Source organism: Paenibacillus ottowii (assembly GCF_006874425.1).
In the GTDB taxonomy this organism is placed as follows: domain Bacteria; phylum Bacillota; class Bacilli; order Paenibacillales; family Paenibacillaceae; genus Paenibacillus; species Paenibacillus ottowii.
The window spans coordinates 301,852-318,174 of record NZ_VIJZ01000001.1 but is presented as its reverse complement, the minus strand read 5'-3'; the positions used below and the strand labels follow the sequence as shown (position 1 = coordinate 318,174).

The window sequence follows — 16,323 nt, the reverse complement described above, 5'->3', positions numbered from 1 at the left end:
AACATGAACTCATGGAAAAAACTCTCGTCGATCTTGACGACCGCCGCGCTTCTGTTCGGATGTCTCGGCACTGCAGCAGCGGACCCAGCTACCAATGCGGGGACAGCGGGAACGGGGACAACAACGACTCCAGTCAGCGGCAAACACATCACCATCCTACATACGAATGATACCCATGCTCACGTGGTGGCCAATGACAAGGAAATGGGCTTCGCCAAGCTGGCAGGAATCATCGACCAATACCGCGCTGCTAATCCCAATACATTGCTGCTGGATGACGGGGATACCGTTCATGGAACGACCTTTGCTACCCTGGTTAACGGTGAGAGTATTGTGAAAGTAATTAACAAGCTGCGCTATGATGCAATGGTTCCGGGGAACCATGAGTTTAATTACGGCTGGAAGCATCTGGTTGAATTGAGCAAGGAGATTCAGTTCCCTGTGCTGAGCGCCAACATTAAGCAAACGGACGGAACACGTTTGTTCCAACCGTATACTATTAAAGAAGTCGATGGCGTTAAAATCGGCATTATCGGTCTGACTACACCTGAAACGGCATATAAAACCAACCCTAAAAATGTGGAAGGCATTCAGTTCACTGACCCTGCGGCGGAAGCCAAGGCGGCCGTAGACGAAATTCGCAGCAAAGTAGATGTCGTCGTGGCTCTGGGTCATCTGGGGCAAGATGCGTCCAGCAAAGATACCAGCCTCAAGATCGTGAAGGAAGTGCCCGGCATTGATATTTTCATCGACGGACACAGCCATACCGTACTCGAAAAAGGCCTGATCGGTGATAACGGCACGTTGATCGCCAGTGCAGGTGAATACACCAAGTATCTGGGTGTGGTGGATCTATGGGTAGACGGCGGTAAGGTTGTCCAAAAGCAAGCGAAGCTGATCGATTCGACTCAAGCTGCCGGCGTTCAGCCGAATGCTGAAATTGCTGCATTAATCTCCTCCATTCAGAAAGATCAAGAACCTATTCTTAAAGAGGTGGTAGCACAAACGAGTGTAAATCTGGAAGGAGCACGCGAAAAGGTGCGTGCGGGTGAAACCAATCTTGGCGACTTGCTTACCGATGCTATGCGTGACGTTTCGGGGGCAGATGTGGCTTTAACGAATGGTGGCGGTATCCGCGCTTCCATCAAAGCAGGCACGGTTACCAAGGGAGACATCATCACTGTATTGCCTTTCGGCAACCAAATTGTTACCTTGAAAGTAAAGGGCTCTGACCTTCAGGCTGCACTGGAAAATGGCACAGCCGCCTACCCGGAACCAAGCGGGGGTTTCCCACAGGTGTCCGGTATCTCGTTCAAAATAGACACCTCCGCAGCCAAAGGCAGCCGTGTTCACTCCATCCTGATTGGTGGAAAGGCCCTTGATCCTGAGGCAACCTATACACTGGCTACCAATGATTTTACTGCCGTAGGCGGTGACCAATATACGATGTTCGCTAAATATCCACAAGCAGGTATGTTCGGATCGTTGGATGAAGCGTTAATCCGCTATATGCAAAAGACCGGCTCTACTAGCCTGCAAGTACAAGCGGACGGCCGTATTCAAGAAGCCAAGGCAGATGGAAAAGCTATTGTCCCTGCCACACAAACTGTACCGTCTGCTCCAGCCGCGACACCAGCACCTCAGCAGGAGAAACCACAATCCGATTCCACAGCGGCTGTAAAACCAGCACCTGCGAAATCGACACCTGCGAAATCGGCACCTGCAAAGCCTCAAACCGCCAAGCCACAGCAGGCATCGACTGCTGCACAAGCTGCAAATAGCCATGTATATGTTGTAAAATCCGGGGATACACTGTATGCCATTTCTCGCAAACACGGTACCACCTGGCAACAGCTTCAGCAGTTGAATAAATTGAAAAATCCTCACCGTATTTATCCAGGACAAAAGTTAGACCTCCCGGCCTAACTCCATAGCTAGTATAAGCAGCATTCGAAATCCAAGTGATTTTGGATGCTGCTGTATGTCAGGGAGTTTATAGATATGCGATAGTCCAAGCCCATTTGGACATCGCATATTTTTTTTGAAAGCAAGCCTTTTAACCGCTGACAAGTTGTGAAGCGAGAGGTATGATGGAGAAGAGTCATTCGGGCAGAAAACATTTGTCCTGTTATCCGTCGGGATCAGTTATGTGTGGAAGGAGTTCATTAAATGCAATACATTATTTATGATCTTGAATTTACTGTTAGCCGTAACGCCAGATATTCCTCTGAAATCATTGATATCGGTGCCGTCAAAGTTATTCAGGGAGACGATGGCCTATTCGTTGCAGATACATTTCACAGTTTTGTAAGACCATCGAATCGGCCTGTGCTCTCTACAGATACCGTTCAATTCACGGGTATTACTCAACGAGACATTGATGCTGCTCCACTCTTTCCTGAAGCCGTGAAGCAATTTATTGCCTGGCTCGGTACGGATTCGCCTTATTATTTATGCGCATGGGGTCCGGATGACCGTCAGAAGCTGGTGTCCCATTGTCGTACCCATCATGTAGATCTCGGCTGGATTCATAATACAAATGATATACAGAAGCAAATTTCCCGTCTGTTTAGTTCCAATGGAAAGTATCGTCAATTGAGCTTGTCTCAGGCGTTGGAATTGTGCAACATTGACTTTGACGGTCAACAGCATCGGGCATTGGATGATGCTGTGAACACCGCTCAGGTTTTCATGCACCATTTTGATCGTATTACTTTAGTTCATAATGCTGCTGACGATGAGGAAAGCCGCGGCTCGAAGCTCGTCTACTCTTCACCAGAAGAAGAACAGGAACAGTACAGTCCCTTCGGCAATCTCGCCAACCTGTTTAAGGACCGTTAAGCAGATAGCTCCCCGGCCCGTTCCGGGGTATCCCCCCCTGTTATTCCTGATTTCCTGCCTTTTTGTCGAAATAAAACGCCCCCCAGGTTCGCAGCATTTCTTGCATACGTTTGCGGTAACGTAAAGGTTCCAGAATTTCAGCCTCAGCTCCATAAGATGTGAGCCAATCCAGAAACTCACGGTCATGATTGACCGTCACCTCAAACAACAAGCTACCATCCGGCAAGTCCTTGAGAAGAGGCTTGATGAACAGTTCCTCTTCTTTAACCCGATATACAGAATTGGCGGAAAAACGTACCACAAACCGAATATTCTGGTTTCCTTTGGTCACCGACCAGGTACCTTTAAAAAACATTTCCATTTCAGATGTATTTTTTTGAAACGTATACGGCAAAATCCTCATATTCCGAAAGCGGCTGATCCGAAAGGTTCTCATAGCGGATTGCTTATGACAAAAACCAAGCATATAGAATCGCCGGTCTTGAGGAACCAAACAATAAGGATCTACTTGCACCAATGACACATCTTCGTTTTGAGGCGAGCTGTACTCCGCTTCAATTGTCTGCTGCGTAAGACTCGCCAAAACAATCAGCCTGAGCAGATAGGGCTGGTTTTCCCGATCAAGTGTCGAGCCGAGCCGGATGATATTTTTCATTTCCTGCGCGAAGCTCGTCTGGTCCATCTTTTTTTTCTGACTAGAGGCCATCACTTTCTCATAAGCACTTTCAAAAGCTGGCGGTAAGAGAGGCTTGATCGTTTCCATAATCTCTCCCAGCTTGGTAAAAGCCTCTGCCTCTTCTTCTGTCCAATTTAGAGGATACAAAGCAAAATTGCTAATAAAGATGTACCCCTTGCCATGCCCCATATTCGCGATCGGAATATGCATGGCGCTTAGCGCCTCCATATCTCGGTATATGGTACGTTCTGATGTTTCACAACGTTCGGCAAGCTCTCTTGCCAATATCCCCGGATTTGCCTGAACAATAGTAATAATCCGCATTAAACGTATCAACCGATCAGTCAAGGAAGTCTCTCCTTTACAAAAAGATAGTAAATTAGACTGACTAATTTGCACAAATAAACTAGCATAATTATCTATCTCAACCTATCATTCTCCGTAAAATGAACATCTCCTATCAATATTTCCTTATTAAAAAAGACTTTAGAGCTATACGCTTTAAACGATACAAAAGACCCACTCCATTTATTGCGTATGGACAAAAGTAACTCGGCTTCCTCCAGATAATCCATGTCTTCGCTTCTGGCTGCATATATAAGCAATTCATCTGCTTGTCTCGTAAGGATGAACGCTCCTCGCTCAGGTTCCCCTTTCTCGTACATACGCAACGCCTTTTTCACAATTGGGGACGTCTCATTCAGCTTTATGTATTTTTCCACCTTCGGGTTGGATGGCATGCTCAGCAAACCAAGATGATGCGTGTAATGGATATAGAGCTGGTCCGTCCGGATCAGCGTTCGCTTTTCCTGCGATGGCTTGCGCCAGCTCCACTCGATCATTCCAATCGTATGTCTTCCGGACGCGTGAGCAGGGATAGAAAACGTCAAAATAGCTTGTCTATATTTGCCCCGCCGCACATCCCCACAGTGAACAAACATGCAATCACCGTTTTCTGATTTTTTAAATCCAAGTCTCACCCCTTCAGCTTTTAATAAATTTACCCCGTTTTCTGGACTGAACTGAAGTTGAAGGTCACATCCCGATGCCTTCGGTATTAGGTTCCCTTTTCTTTTACGTATAGCTCCATAGCCCCATTCTATCAGTAGATTTACTTGTTTGGACCCATTCGCAGATATAGACTCTCTGTCCCATGTATACGTTACATTGAGCATTGACTTCACCACTGGTAAATTCCCCCTAAAAGAACATGTAACTCTAAATTAACAGTGTTATCTGACACTATATTGTCAGGGAACATATGTTTGATTGTGAAAATTATACATGGTAATCTTTATGAAAGGGGACCTAATTCGCGAAATAACATTTTAATCCTTTCAAATTGCATAAATACGCAAAAATAGCCCGGCGTATGCCGGGCTACATGATAGTCTACTTCATATATTTAAACTTATGAAATTGAGGTTTCTGTTAAAGAAATATTCGTTTTTGTGCAAACATCGGATATAGGAGCAAAAGTAGTGCTGTCCACAATGAGCTCCTTTGATAATGGTTTTCCATTGACAGTAATTTTTAAAATGGTATAGTTTTGTTCTCTTTCGTTCATATTCCAAAATCTCCTTTTATATCCATTTTTTATATATTTCAATTCATTCATATTCCTATCCAAGCCCTGATCAGGTGCGGATTATTCTTGACTGGTTTGCTGGGAAAAATGCCGGAAGGTTGCCGCTTCCTTGATATACCCGTTTTAGGGTACACTTAAACTAATATATCGAGTTTTTTTGATCATCTTTTCCCGTCTTTGTCGTCAGTATATTCTAAAATCTGCACCCAAACCATGATATTGTACGTAACCATGTGATGTGGGTAATGATCTATATCATCTAACATCCTGGTTTATCAAAAGGGGGACATCTCTTGGCACGAGCAACTTGTCACTTTGCCTTATACCGCCGCATTATCTGCGCTGCTATAGCGCTTTTGTTTATTTTTGGAGTCACCCGTGTACCCGAAGTTCATGCTGCTTATTGGGATGATGTATATCAAGGCTTTGAGCAGTTTTCACGCCTGCCCGGCGATGTGTACCAGCTCAAGGAAAGCTATCGCCAAACCCGGGAAGATCTGGAAAAGGCCCGTTCCAGCATTGAAACCTATCAGAAGCAAAACGCCCAACTGCTGGAGCAAAACCGCAAGCTGAATGACACCGTTACAGAACTAAAAAATCTTCAAGCCCAGCGCGATCAGGCTTCACACCGAAATAAAATGCTCATCATCACGGCTATCATTCTGCTGGCTGGTTATTTTATCGGTATCCGACTATTGCGTTACGGGATGCGTCGACGTTCGGGAAGATACTAACACCTGAAAGGATGAAAGGTCTGCATGGACATACAAGCAGGACAACACCATGATGAAAGTGTCGGTTCGGTCATAACGCTCGATCTGGCTGAAGGAGAGAAGCTGCATGTTCTGCATCCGCAGCAAATCATCGCATATCGCGGACCCAGTTCAGGCCGCAGTGATAAGCTGATGAATATTAAAGGCATGTATCGCAAGCACAAACTGATTCAAGCTGATTTCACAGGGGCTTGTCGGCTAATTGCCGCCCTTCCTCCTGGCTTTAGTCTGAAGATGATCAAGCTTGAAGGAAGCGATGATCTCTTATACGATTTTCGCAACCTGTTCTGGTACAGCTCCGGCATCCAGATGCGTACCAAGCTGTTAAGCATGAAAAACATGCTGTTTAGCCGTGATGTCATTAAAATGAAATTTGACGGGACAGGTCACATCGGTATTTTGACACAGGGATTGGTATGTCAAGAACAGCTTCATCCGTCAGAGCCGATCTATGTCGATGCAAGCAGCGTCATAGCCTATCCCGAAAATGCCAAGCTGGAGTTAACCGTATACGGTAACCATCTGGCCAGCCAGCATATGAACTATCAGTTTAAAATGACGGGACACGGTACCGTACTATTTCATGCAGGTGAGCATCATCGGCGGCTCCAGCAGGATATGAACGACGATGGTGTGATCAAACGATTTTTAAGGGAAGTCATTCCATTTGGTGGAGTGTTTATCAAATAGCCCTGCCATGCTATAATGGCAATGCTATCAATGAAGCGGTCTGTCCTCGTGACAGATGCTAATGAAGAAAATCCATGCTTAGCGCATGGGAGAGGTTCGCGAACTCCCTCTATAAAAAACTAACGATGCTTTGTCCTCCGCATTGAAAAATGAATTTGCGGGGCAAGGCCTGTTTTTTGTTGAAGCCGGTTCAAGAACTCTCTTTCTTCCAAGTGACAAGACGCTGTGTCTTACACCATTCCAAGAAGATCGAGAGGTTTTTTTATGTTTGCAAACGAAAAAGCAGTCGTCGTATTCAGCGGCGGCCAAGACAGCACAACCTGTTTATTTTGGGCAAAAAAACATTTTGCCGAAGTAGAAACTGTGACGTTCGATTACGGTCAACGCCACAAGCAGGAAATCGAAGTTGCCGCCGGAATTGCCAAAGAGCTAGGTGTTCCGCAAACGGTACTGGATATGAGCCTGCTCAACCAACTTGCCCCGAATGCCCTCACACGTTCCGACATTGACATTACTCAAGAGGAAGGCGAACTGCCTAGCACATTTGTAGACGGTCGCAACCTATTGTTCCTGAGCTTTGCAGCGGTTCTCGCCAAGCAAAAAGGAGCGCGCCACATCATTACAGGCGTATGCGAAACAGATTTCAGCGGCTATCCCGATTGCCGGGATTCCTTTATTAAATCGCTGAACGTTACACTGAACCTTTCAATGGACTATCCCTTTGTGATTCATACCCCGCTCATGTGGTTGAATAAGGCCGAAACCTGGCAAATGGCCGATGAGCTGAAGGCTTTTGAATTTGTGAGAACCCGTACATTAACATGCTATAACGGCATCATTGGCGATGGCTGTGGGGAATGTCCTGCCTGCAATCTCCGTCGTGCTGGACTGGAGCAGTATCTCACGGTTCGCGGCGCTTCATCCCAGGGAGTTGAAGGCCATGCGTGAGCCAGGTACCTTTCGTATTGTCGACAAGCTTCAGCAGTTTGGGACAGACATTGAGCGCTCTCAGCTCCGGTATCACCGCAAACGTGTACTCGTCAGCAAACAGTTTACGTTCGATGCAGCACACCATTTGCACTGTTATGAAGGCAAATGCAAAAATCTGCATGGTCACACCTATGTCGTCGTATTCGGCATAAGCGGTATACCAGGAGAAACAGGGCTGACGCTGGATTTTGGCGATATCAAAACGATCTGGAAAGAGCGAATTGAGCCTTTTCTGGACCACCGTTACTTGAATGAGACGCTTCCTCCAATGAATACAACGGCGGAAAATATGGTCGTCTGGATCTTTGAACAAATGGAGTCAGCCTTGACCTCGGATGTATATTGCAATCGTGTTGAAGGGGGACGTACCGAGTTTGTACGGCTGTTCGAGACACCTACCAGCTACGCCGAGTTCCGACGGGAGTGGATGTTCGATGAGTAATACTATAACTGCTAATACCATAAATACGCACCAACCTATGACTACACCCGACAAGGCTAAAGCAGCCTCTATTCCTGTACTGGAGGTGTTTGGTCCCACCGTTCAGGGCGAAGGGATGGTCATTGGTCGTAAAACGATGTTTGTGCGTACCGCAGGCTGCGATTACCATTGCTCATGGTGTGACTCCGCTTTTACCTGGGATGGCAGCGCCAAAGATCAAATTCGCCGTCTGAGTGCCACTGAGATATGGCAGGAACTACAGTCCATCGGCGGCGAACGGTTCTCGCATGTGACCCTTTCCGGAGGTAATCCTGCCCTGCTGCCACAGCTCGGGATGCTAGTTACCCTGCTACGCAGTCAAGGCATGGCCATCGCCGTCGAAACCCAAGGTTCCCGCTGGCAGGAATGGCTGTACGATATCGATGAGGTGACCTTGTCCCCGAAGCCACCCAGCTCTGGCATGACGACCAACTGGGACGTGCTGGATGATATCGTAGCCCGTCTGTCAAATCAAAAGATAGCTGGAGCGTCCAAGTCTGCGACAAACGTCTCGATCCCAACGTGCAGCAAGCAATATGAGGATGAATCAGTCAGACTCTACACTGGAGCATGCAGCCTGAAGGTCGTGATCTTCGATGACACCGATCTTGCCTATGCCCGCACCATTCACGAGCGCTATCCACACGTACCGTTGTTCCTCCAGACGGGTAACCCCGATGTGAACACGGAGAACACTGGACAGATCGCAGAGTCTCTTTTACATCGTTATGAATGGCTTATCGACCGAGTTATGGACGATACCCGACTCAACGATGTAAGAGTCCTCCCGCAGCTCCACACCCTCGTATGGGGCAACAAACGCGGCGTATAACATGCATATACAATATATTCCATATAAGCTGTATGTGATACACAAGATACGTCAAATTAGTCGAGTACACCCTCGACACCTCAAAGCTATAAAACAAGAGAAACCCTCGTCCGTGAGGACGGAGTTTCTCCATAAAATAACGCTCTTTAAATATAAGGAGCGAAATCTCACTTCTGCCCAACCGACAGGTAAACGAGCAGGGATTTTATGGTGATGACGGCGGTCGGCAGCGGAGCGGAGGATTTGAAGCTGGAGAAGCGATAGTGTTCGCCTTTGAAATGGGATTCTAACCTATGCATCTTTTAAATGATCAGCAAGAATCCCATTTCAACAGCGATCGGAAGCTCAAATCCTTCGCGGAGCGGCCTCTCCACCACCATAACTCCCTACCTTTTTACCACTAAACCAACTTTAAGGAGCCTCACTCAATATGACCGGAAGAAAACCCGAAGAAATGACCGACGTTACCCTGCTTGGTAACCAAGGCACACAATACACTTTTGCTTATGATCCTGCCATTCTCGAAAGCTTTGATAATAAACACCCGTACCGGGATTATTTTGTGAAGTTTAATTGCCCGGAGTTCACCAGCCTGTGCCCGATTACAGGACAGCCTGATTTTGCAACCATCTACATCAGCTATATTCCTGATATTAAAATGGTTGAAAGCAAGTCCCTTAAGCTGTACCTGTTCAGCTTCCGCAATCACGGTGATTTTCACGAGGACTGCGTTAACATTATCATGAATGACCTGATCAAGCTGATGGACCCGCGTTATATCGAGGTGTGGGGCAAGTTCACGCCACGCGGCGGCATTTCCATTGACCCCTATACAAATTATGGAAAACCGGGAACCAAGTATGAGCAAATGGCCGAGCATCGCATGATGAATCATGATATGTACCCGGAGACCGTAGATAATCGATAAGCTCATAGCTCTTCTGACCCAGTGTAAAAATACCAAGGGGCTATCCTGTAAAAGTCTTAAAACGACTCAGGGACAGCCCCTTGATATTTATGAAAAATAGGATGAATTTATATACTCATAAAATTATAGGTTTGGAATTGGGCAAAAATGGACTTCAGAGCATGAACTCAAGATGCCGGTCGTACTTGTGAGTTTTACACACTCAGATCAAATTTTGATTTTTTATATTCATAAGGGGTTTTGCCCATAACTTCCTTAAAAGCTTTTCTAAATGATTTTTCATTTGGAAAGCCAGCCTCGTAAGAAATTTCTGTAAGTGGCTTATTCGTTGTTTCCAATAAATCAATTGCCTTTTCCAAACAAAGAACTTGCTTGTACTCCGTAAACGTCTGACCTGTATATTCATGAAACATTCTCGACAAATAGGCCTCCGAATAGCCGCAGATTCGAGCTGTTTTCGCCAGGCTAATATTTTCAGCATAATGCTCTTTAATAAAATCCATAATGGTCTTTATCTTTTGCTGCTTTTCACTAAATATTTCTGGCTGTAAGTCTGCTGCCTGACTAAAATGATTAACAAGCAAATACTTAAGTTCAATAATTCGGCTTTGCTCTAAAATATAGTCATATCTTCCTTTGGAAACATGCAGGTTATATATATCCATAAACAACTCTCTTAATTTAGAAAGTATAGTATGTTCAACTTCTCGCTCTTGCGTGTTTAATTGGATGAATACTTGTTCATTGGCAAAAAAGGTAGCTGGAAATTGCAATACAACGACTTGATTTTCCGTAATACTTTGGGTGGAGTGCGGTACATTGCTGTTAATAAACAGTGCATCCTTTTCCTTCAAAATGGTTATCTTTCCTTCATGCCACACCTTCAGACTTCCACTTGTACAATAGATTAATTCCATATTGCTGTGAAAATGCATCGGGATGACTCTTTCTGTATCTGTCGATTGAAACATAAAGAGGTTAATCATTTTTCTTCTGTCTATTTCGATATGTTCATATATTTTTTTCATACGACACCTCAGTAACCAGCTATGAGTAATCAACAGTAATTTATATTCAGTCATATACTCTAATACTCATACTATACCGATAGTAAAATGCCTACACAAGCTGAAATCTATCCAGTCGACCAATACAAAAAAAGGCAGTTCTTCTCGCAAACGGAGTCTTGAACAGCCTTTTCTTGCCTGCTTGTAGCTCTACAGGTGAAAGATACTCATATCGTTTTAAGGATTGATTATGACATCACATTCCTGTAGCTGATAAATCTCAATTTTCCCTTCATTGTCTCCTGCTTCAAGTACCACAGTGCGTTGTTCCGTATCCTCCAGGAAATACCGCAGAGTAAATACTTCCTCGCCTTCGTTCAGAAAAATCTCCAGACTTGAGCTTTCTATAAATATTTGCATGTCTGCAAGTTGATTGGCTAACGTTGCTTTTCTGTACTCCCTCTGGTTGGTCAACCAGTTTGTTCTCCATACGGTTATACTGTTTTCTGCCGAATCATAGTTAATTTCCACAGCATTTCTTATGATCATTTTGAAGTTTTCTGTAAGCTTCGATAAATGAACAATGCATTCCACCTGCAAAGAAGGCAGCAGCCAAACCCCATTTTTGTGAATGTCCTTCTGGGAATGCACACCCTCCAGTCTTAACAATTGTAATTCCGGCAATGGTTTTTGATAGAGCACACCGTTAGATAGCACTATTTCTCTAGGTAAAGTCAGCGCATGAATCCAGCCTTCCTGAATGGTGGGAACAGCCCTCTCCGCTTCTTCATTCATGCCGCTCATCCACCCAAACATAATGGTTCTGTCATTCACCTTAAATGACTGTGGCGCGTAGAAATCAAACCCTCGATCAAGCTCTTTAAAATGGGCAAGGTTCCCGATAAATTTTCCTGTATTCATAAATTTCCCAACCATATATCCCGATTGGTTAGGGTTTCTATAATATTCGCCTGCTTCCGGTAAACCCTGTGGAGAGAAGACAAAAATATCATTTTCCGCAAAATGAAGTAGATCAGGACATTCCCACATATATCCGAATTCACGATCATGCTCCAAAAATGATCCTTGGCATTCCCAAACAGACAAATCTGTGGATTTGTAGATAAGCGTATCTCCAGTCAAATCCTCTCTTTGAGCGCCCACGATCAGCCACCAGCTCCCATTCCGATCTCTCCATACTTTGGGATCTCGGACATGTCTGGTATAGCCCTTGGGATGTTCGAATAAGGGGCCCATTTTCTGAAAATGCTCCCCGTCCTCCGAGATGGCTGCGCATTGATAGCTTTCCTTGACACCGTCATCCCTGATTACATTTCCTGTGTAAAACAGATACAGTTTTTCCTGATGCACTATGGCGCCGCCGGAATAAATGCCGTCCTTGTCATACCATTCCGAAGGCTCTAGCGCAACACTTTTCCTTTGCCAATGCACCAGATCGCTGGAAACAACATGACCCCAGCATTTGTTTCGATGTTCGGTTCCTTTGGGGTTCCACTGATAGAACACATGATATTGATGCTTGAAAAAGGCAAGTCCATTAGGATCATTTAATAGCCCGTAGGGAGGAGTAATATGATATTTAAGATGATAAGCGTCGCTTTTATTCATGTTGATCCTCCCGTAACAAAGTAAAACTAAAGCTTAGCAAAGTTTCCTGTGAGCTTGAACCGATATAAACCTCAAATTCGCCAGGTTCACTCTTATATTCCATTTCACGTCCATAAAATTTAAGCATGTCTTCATCCACTGAAAATTCAACAATTTTAGTTTCGCCGCTGTGCAAAAATACTTTTTTGAAGTCTTTTAATTCCTTCACTGGCCTTGCCACACTTGCAAATTTATCGCGAATATATAATTGAATCGTTTCTTTCCCAGCATACGTTCCAGTGTTGGATACAGAAATGCGGATATCCACTGACTCATTTGTTTTCATTTCCTTTTGGCTGACGGTTAATAGACTGTATTCAAATGAGGTATAGGATAGGCCATAGCCAAACGGATACAAGGGTTCGTTCACTTCGTCTATATATCGGGACGCAAAGCGGTAAGAGCCATTTTCTTTTAAATTCGGTCTGCCTGTATTCAGCTCATTGTAGTATACCGGAATCTGACCGACGCTACGTGGAAAGGTCATCGCTAATTTCCCAGACGGATTTACTTCTCCATACAGTATATTGGCCAGCGCTTCTCCGCCCATCGTGCCCGGATACCAGGCCTGAATAATCGCGTCCACCTTTTCAGCAACATCGGTAAGGATCAAAGGTCTTCCACTATATACGATCAGAACGATCCTTTTGCCCAATAAGCTTAATTCATGAAGTAGTCTCAACTGCGGCTCTGGAAGCGCCGGGTTCGTTCGTGATCCACCTTCTCCGCTCTGATAAATACTTTCTCCCAAGGCAAGGACTATGACTTCTGCTTCATTTGCATTCCTAATGGCTTCTTGCAGTAGATCTTCCTCCGAGCTTGTTTCCACCGCCAGTTTGTCCGCATATTTATCGAACGTTTTCCTTGCATCAACAGGCAGCAGATAACTCCCCCTGCATACCGAGAGATTGTCGGGGCCAACCAGCTGTAACAACCCCGTTTTCAAATTTATAGTGTCTGTCTCCTCCCCCTTAATCGCCCACATGCCCAAGGTAGAATTTTCTTCTGCATAGGGACCAATCAAAGCTATCTTCATTTCCCTTGATAACGGTAATACATTATTTTCATTTTTCAGCAGCACCACAGATTCCTCTGTCAGGGATAGTGCCGCTTGTTTATGATCGTCTGACAAAATGCTGCTGGTTGAACGTTTAACGATTTCCTGTAATCCGCGGAATGGGTCCTCAAACAGCCCCAAATCATTTTTCAGCTTTAAGACACGGTATACAGCTTCATTCAGAAGCTCCAGCATATAATCGTTACCAGTTATTACATTCTTCAATTGATTAGCGTACACAGCCGTTTTCATATCCACATCCACGCCCGCCAACAGTGCCAGCCTGGCGGCAGAAGTCTCGTCTTCGGCATAACCATGCATGATTAGCTCTTCAATAGCGGCGTAATCCGAGATCAATACACCGTCAAAATTCATTTCCTGTCTTAATACATTACGGTTAAGCCACTCGTTTCCAGTCGCAGGGATCCCATTCAATGTATTAAATGCCGTCATGACAAGCTTGGCACCCGCTTCTATTGCAGCTTGATATCCAGGCAAATAATATTCTCGCAATGCATGCTCAGATAGATCCACGGCATTGTATTCCCGTCCGGCGACAGGTGCTCCGTAAGCGGCAAAATGCTTGACACAAGCAGCAATTTTATGGGCTGGTACGGCTCCACCTTCCAAGTTGTTTCCCTGGATTCCCAGCACTACGCTCTGGGCATATTTCTGCGCCAGCAAGGTATCTTCACCAGGCGATTCCATCACCCGCCCCCAGCGAGGGTCTCTCACCAAATCTACCATAGGGGAAAAGGTTACATGAATGCCTTCCTCGTAGCACTCCCGGGCGGCAATCGAAGCGGCATTCTCTACCTCCTCATAGTTCCAGCTACATGCTTGAGCGATCGGAATCGGGAAAATGGTTCGATATCCGTAGATAATATCTGCCATGAATAACAGTGGGATTTTATGAGCCGATTTCTCCAAATAATCGGTTTGCAATCGAATTATTTTTTCCGGGTTGGTAATGTTTAATATGGAGCCCGTATTATAAATATTATAGTCCGTATTTAGCCCCAGTTTTTTCAAAGGGCCCGTCACAACCGTATCCATGTCTCCTTCAAAAAAATCACCGGTCAGTTGAATAAGCTGACCAATTTTCTCTTCTATTGAAAGGGTATTCAATTTTTCAAGCAATGTTTTGTTGTCCATGATTTTCTCCACTAAATTTTATTTGTTCTCTACTTTTTCTTTAAATCCAAAGATCCACGTCAACGCAAATGCGACACCAAAACCGATTAAACAAACGAAAGCATACAGAAAAATCTGATTATTCAAATACAGCAACAAACCAGGTATAGCTGTAATCGACATGCCTGTGGCCTGAACATTAAAGATACGTGCAAAGAATCCTCCAACTGCTCCCCCAATCAAGCCCATCACGAATGGTTTGCCATATCGAATGTTCACCCCAAAAATAGCGGGTTCTGTAATGCCGAGTAGTGCAGACACAGCAGACGGGTAAGCAATAGATTTGGTTTTTAATCTTTTGGATTTCAAGCCGACAGCTAACGCCGCACCCGCTTGTGCACAAATAGATGCCGAGCTAATCGGATTAACCATATTCCAGCCGCCATCTACCAGCATTTGTATTTCGATCAGGTTGAGCGCATGGTGCAGCCCGGTAACGACAATAATCTGATTAATGCCACCATAAATAAACCCGCCAATGCCAAACGGCAACTTCAAAATAGCTGTAACTGCCGATAATATTAAAACCTCTACTTCATGGAAGATGGGACCAATCACGAACAAGCCCAGTACCAGTGTGAGCAACAATGTCAGAAACGGTGTCAGAATCAAATCCAATGCCTCAGGAACGGATTTCCTGATTCTTTTCTCCATCATCGCTCCCACGATCCCTATAATGAACGCCGGCAGAACGGAGCCCTGATAGCCTGCGATTTTAATGAAGCCTAAAAATAAAAGAGGTTCCTTCACATGTTGAGCGACATCCCAGGATGTAGGTAATGAAGGACTTACGAGCATGAGTCCGAGCAAAATCCCCAAGATCGGCGACCCGCCAAACACTCTGAATGCTGACCAGCATACCAGCACAGGTAAAAAGGCAAACGCGGTATCGGTCAGTATTTGCGTAAATAATATGAAATTCGCAGAAATATCATCCGGTGTAAGTCCAAATAACTGAAGCAGTGCAGGCTGAGTTACCAAGCCCCTAACTCCCATAAACAAGCCGGTAGCTACCAATGCAGGGATAATGGGAACAAATACATCCCCGAAAACGCGGATCATTCTTTTGAAAAAGTTATCATCTTGGGTTGAGGCCTTCTCTTTCAGCTCTGCCTTCGATGTCGCAGATACGTTCTGGCCGACCATCGCTTCGTAAACCTTGTTCACGGTACCGGTTCCAAAAATAATCTGATATTGTCCAGAGGTAAAAAACACCCCTTTTGCCTTATCAATATTTTCGATAAATTCATCATCAATGATGTCCCTGTCTTTTACAATCAATCTCAGCCGTGTGGCACAATGTGCCATAGAAATAATATTGTCTTCTCCGCCAAGCCCTTTAATGACATCCTGGGCTATTTTAACGTATTCTTTTTCAAGACTCATCAGTCTTCTTCCTTTCCTCTGTTCCTCTTAGTTAGTCTGAACCCTTAAAACTTGGACTAATATGCCTCTTAAGAATAACATGACTGCGCTTTCAAACAGTGCGATTATTTTACTACATTAAGGTCAAATTTTGACCTTTTTATACCCTTGGCTATAAATAACACCGAGAAATCGGCTTTGTACGGGAACAAAAAATGCACCTTCAGAATGAG

Annotated in this window: 15 protein-coding genes and 1 riboswitch; of the genes, 8 read left to right on the top strand and 7 right to left on the bottom strand. The window is 44.8% G+C overall.

From position 1 onward, the window contains the following. Positions 1–3: 3 nt before the first annotated feature. Both FKV70_RS01450 and FKV70_RS01445 read left to right on the top strand, forming a co-directional pair. Positions 4–1,926: a 5'-nucleotidase C-terminal domain-containing protein gene (locus FKV70_RS01450; RefSeq protein ID WP_142611608.1), complete on the top strand. Its 1,923-nt coding sequence runs from the start codon at positions 4–6 to the stop codon at positions 1,924–1,926. Positions 1,927–2,169: 243 nt separating this feature from the next. After that, on the top strand, positions 2,170–2,841 hold the full coding sequence (locus FKV70_RS01445; protein ID WP_064795493.1) for a 3'-5' exonuclease: 672 nt from the start codon (positions 2,170–2,172) through the stop codon (positions 2,839–2,841). Positions 2,842–2,881: 40 nt separating this feature from the next. On the opposite strand, the gene FKV70_RS01440 is transcribed toward FKV70_RS01445, so the two are convergent. The 3 genes from FKV70_RS01440 to FKV70_RS26015 form a co-directional block, all read right to left on the bottom strand. After that, a complete protein-coding gene (locus FKV70_RS01440) occupies positions 2,882–3,865 on the bottom strand; it encodes a helix-turn-helix transcriptional regulator (RefSeq protein WP_063207609.1) in 984 nt (327 codons plus the stop codon). Between the two features lie 71 nt (positions 3,866–3,936). Then, the gene (locus tag FKV70_RS01435) at positions 3,937–4,704 is read right to left on the bottom strand and encodes a hypothetical protein (RefSeq protein ID WP_142611607.1); all 768 of its coding nucleotides are present in this window, start codon (positions 4,702–4,704) and stop codon (positions 3,937–3,939) included. A 224-nt stretch (positions 4,705–4,928) separates the two neighbouring features. Then, complete coding sequence (locus FKV70_RS26015) at positions 4,929–5,084, bottom strand: hypothetical protein (protein ID WP_167669705.1); 156 nt, start codon at positions 5,082–5,084, stop codon at positions 4,929–4,931. Positions 5,085–5,398: 314 nt separating this feature from the next. Here FKV70_RS26015 and FKV70_RS01430 point away from each other — a divergent pair, with 314 nt between their 5' ends. The 6 genes from FKV70_RS01430 to queF all read left to right on the top strand — a co-directional run bounded on the left by FKV70_RS01430 (position 5,399) and on the right by queF (position 9,799). Further along, positions 5,399–5,839 (top strand): SH3 domain-containing protein, encoded by a 441-nt coding sequence (locus tag FKV70_RS01430; RefSeq protein ID WP_142611606.1) that lies wholly within the window; start codon positions 5,399–5,401, stop codon positions 5,837–5,839. Between the two features lie 24 nt (positions 5,840–5,863). Further along, entirely contained in the window at positions 5,864–6,568 is a 705-nt protein-coding gene (locus FKV70_RS01425; protein ID WP_142611605.1) for an AIM24 family protein, read from the top strand. A gap of 85 nt (positions 6,569–6,653) precedes the next feature. Continuing rightward, positions 6,654–6,697: riboswitch (PreQ1 riboswitch) on the top strand. A 135-nt stretch (positions 6,698–6,832) separates the two neighbouring features. Beyond that, positions 6,833–7,516 carry a 7-cyano-7-deazaguanine synthase QueC gene (gene queC / locus FKV70_RS01420; RefSeq protein ID WP_142611604.1) on the top strand — a complete coding sequence of 228 codons (684 nt, stop codon included), beginning with the start codon at positions 6,833–6,835 and terminating at the stop codon, positions 7,514–7,516. Beyond that, positions 7,509–8,000, top strand: coding sequence for a 6-carboxytetrahydropterin synthase QueD (queD, locus tag FKV70_RS01415; protein ID WP_142611603.1), 492 nt, complete (start codon positions 7,509–7,511; stop codon positions 7,998–8,000). Before queC ends, queD begins: the two co-directional genes overlap by 8 nt. Beyond that, a complete protein-coding gene (queE, locus tag FKV70_RS01410; RefSeq protein ID WP_142611602.1) occupies positions 7,993–8,871 on the top strand; it encodes a 7-carboxy-7-deazaguanine synthase QueE in 879 nt (292 codons plus the stop codon). The genes queD and queE overlap by 8 nt, the downstream gene beginning before the upstream one ends. Before the next feature lie 430 nt (positions 8,872–9,301). After that, positions 9,302–9,799, top strand: a complete 498-nt coding sequence (queF, locus tag FKV70_RS01405; protein ID WP_007429143.1) for a preQ(1) synthase — start codon at positions 9,302–9,304, stop codon at positions 9,797–9,799. 194 nt (positions 9,800–9,993) lie between these two features. Here queF and FKV70_RS01400 read toward each other — a convergent pair whose 3' ends face one another. The 4 genes from FKV70_RS01400 to FKV70_RS01385 all read right to left on the bottom strand — a co-directional run bounded on the left by FKV70_RS01400 (position 9,994) and on the right by FKV70_RS01385 (position 16,111). Next, positions 9,994–10,827 carry an AraC family transcriptional regulator gene (locus FKV70_RS01400; protein ID WP_142611601.1) on the bottom strand — a complete coding sequence of 278 codons (834 nt, stop codon included), beginning with the start codon at positions 10,825–10,827 and terminating at the stop codon, positions 9,994–9,996. Positions 10,828–11,043: 216 nt separating this feature from the next. Continuing rightward, on the bottom strand, positions 11,044–12,435 hold the full coding sequence (locus tag FKV70_RS01395; RefSeq protein WP_142611600.1) for a glycoside hydrolase family 32 protein: 1,392 nt from the start codon (positions 12,433–12,435) through the stop codon (positions 11,044–11,046). Beyond that, on the bottom strand, positions 12,428–14,686 hold the full coding sequence (bglX, locus tag FKV70_RS01390; RefSeq protein WP_142611599.1) for a beta-glucosidase BglX: 2,259 nt from the start codon (positions 14,684–14,686) through the stop codon (positions 12,428–12,430). Before bglX ends, FKV70_RS01395 begins: the two co-directional genes overlap by 8 nt. 18 nt (positions 14,687–14,704) lie before the next feature. Then, positions 14,705–16,111, bottom strand: a complete 1,407-nt coding sequence (locus FKV70_RS01385; RefSeq protein WP_064795502.1) for a sucrose-specific PTS transporter subunit IIBC — start codon at positions 16,109–16,111, stop codon at positions 14,705–14,707. Between the last annotated feature and the right edge of the window lie 212 nt (positions 16,112–16,323).